Genomic DNA, 2457 nt, shown 5'->3' with positions numbered 1-2457 from the left:
TGTATTTCGCAAGTAAAAATTGAGCCATTTATTAATTAAAAACTGAGCCACTTAAACCGAACTATTTTCTAGCCATTCTTTTGTATCTAATATTCGATAAGATGGTCCAACCATGTCTATCATATAGGCTCTATGTGTTAGTCGGTCTGTTAAAGCAGCTGTTAAAACTGGATCATGAAAAACTTCTTCCCAGCGATCAAATGATAAATTACTTGTAACTATAGTTGACGCTCGTCCTGCCCGTAGGGAAAGATGAGTAAATAATAATTCTGCGCCTTCTTTATCAAATGAAATGTAACCTAGCTCATCGATAATCACTAAATCATACTTTTCAAACCTCAATTCAAATGAACGTAACGTTCTTTCAGAACGGCTTTCTTTTAACTGATTTACAAGGGATGACACTGTTGTAAAATACACTTTATAACCTGCTAAACAAGCTTCAATTCCTAAACCAATTGCTATATGTGTTTTACCTGTACCTGGTGATCCGATTAATAAAACATTCTGTTTTTCTTGAATAAAATCTAATTTCTTTAAATGAGGGAGACGAGAGGCCGCATTTTGCGGTAATCTCTCAGTCTCTAATTCAGTTAATAGTTTCTTTTCTGGAAAATTCGCTGAACGAATCCGATTCGCTTTTGCTCGCACTTCTCGATCTTGCATCTCTTGCACCAGTGCGTGATATAAGAAATCTTCTGCTGTCTGATATTGTTTCCACATATCATCCTCTTGTATAAATCCTCGAATGCTTGGTAGTCGAAGTTCTTTACACATTTCAATCATTTCTTGTCGCTTATCCATTAATGAAGCACCCCTGTCTTTTTAGTTTCGAATAATGCCGTAATGGCTGAAAGATTTTCGAGAGATTGGGTGGTGACCTCATTTTTGGAATGTACAGTTTTATGAATGTGTTCGCCTTGATTAGCTAAGAAAATAATCTTATCTGTTGATATTTGAACCATAGGGTTCTTCTCAAGTTGTTCAACTGCCGCTATGATTTTTTCTAGATTGTTATGTTCTTTTAGATAGATAAGTAACTCTAGAAAATCTCGCTCATTTCCAATATAATAATCTTTGTATAATTTTTTTATTTTTGTTGGTGCTTGACTCAAACATTCACTTTGAGCCAATGCACCCTTTTTCTTTTCAAATGTACGTAAGTAATGATAGATATCCATAATCCACTGATGGATCTGCCAACTTCGCTTATGTGTTGCAATACAGGCATTATCACTAAAAATAAGAATTTTTTCCGCACTCGCTTTTACTTTCACCCATTCTCCTACATGTCCTTCTGGAACAGAATAACGATTTTGTCTATAAGTAATCGTGCTATATTTGTCCACTCTAAATTCAAACAACTCAGAGGCATCAAATGGAATAATATCTGCACTTACTTGCCGAGCTGCACGTTCTTCTAGCATTAATTCATGGTGGGTTTGATTTTTCTTATAATGTTTACGAGAGTTTAATCTCATGATGATTTCTGTTAGATAGGCCTGAGCTTCTTCTAGACTAGTAAACGTATCTCGATGGGCAAATGCTTTCCGACGGATGTATTCTACACTCCGCTCCACATGCCCCTTCTGATTTCCTTTTCTCGGTTCACATAGTCGTATTTTAAAATGATAATGCATCGATAGATTTTTCATACCATCGGTAATCTCACGCTCAGTTCCAATAAAGTTTTTTACAACAGTTCGCATATTATCGTATGTAAATACCTCTGGTACAAAGCCTAAATAGTTAATACACTTTACATGTGCATCTTGTACACAAACCATTGTTTCTGATTCATACAAATAGGCAAATCGATCATTACTATATGGTAGGGTAAAGACCGCCATTGAAAGAGAACGTAACGTTTGATCAATGAATAATTTTACTTCCCCCCAGTCAAATTCAATCTCATGACCAGCAGTTGCCTTTTGACGAATAAAGACTTCTTTTTGACGTTTCTCTTCACTATTTACAAAATTTCTAACAGTGGTATAACTAATTTCAAAACCCTCATCTAATAACTTTTCATGAATATCAATCATTTTTAGTTGTTGCTTGTGCATTTGATGTTGCCGTTTGTACTCATTATCTTTTAGCATTTTTCGAATACGTTTCATCACCGTAGGTGTTAATGCGCGTTTATAACCTTTTCGTTTCTTATACGACGGAGGCGTTACATAGTTATCTGTAATAGGTAATTCTCGAATATCTTGTTTTCTTTTTTCAAGATCCTCATCGATATATTTTTTAACAGTATTACGAGATATTCCAAGCTCCCTCGCAATTTGACGTTGACTCTTATTTTCTTGATGAAAGGATATTAACACTTTTTGTTTCTTCTCCAATGAAATCACCTCTATACGCTCCTAACTCTATGAAGTTAGGATTATTTTCATATAAAAGTGGCTCACTTTTCAATTGCTATGGTGGCTCAGTTTTAGCTTATCAAATACA

General features: G+C 34.9%; 2 protein-coding genes. Both read right to left on the bottom strand.

The window, feature by feature from the left end; genetic code table 11:
- Positions 1 to 51 precede the first annotated feature (51 nt).
- Positions 52 to 804 carry an IS21-like element helper ATPase IstB gene (gene istB / locus CRO45_RS19680; protein ID WP_097151298.1) on the bottom strand — a complete coding sequence of 251 codons (753 nt, stop codon included), beginning with the start codon at positions 802 to 804 and terminating at the stop codon, positions 52 to 54.
- Complete coding sequence (gene istA / locus CRO45_RS19675) at positions 804 to 2348, bottom strand: IS21 family transposase (RefSeq protein WP_141400344.1); 1545 nt, start codon at positions 2346 to 2348, stop codon at positions 804 to 806. The genes istB and istA overlap by 1 nt, the downstream gene beginning before the upstream one ends.
- Positions 2349 to 2457: the final 109 nt, after the last annotated feature.

Origin of the sequence: Ureibacillus acetophenoni, from assembly GCF_900220965.1 — a bacterium.
In the GTDB taxonomy this organism is placed as follows: Bacteria; Bacillota; Bacilli; order Bacillales_A; family Planococcaceae; genus Ureibacillus; species Ureibacillus acetophenoni.
This window is presented reverse-complemented; position numbering and strand designations above follow the sequence as displayed.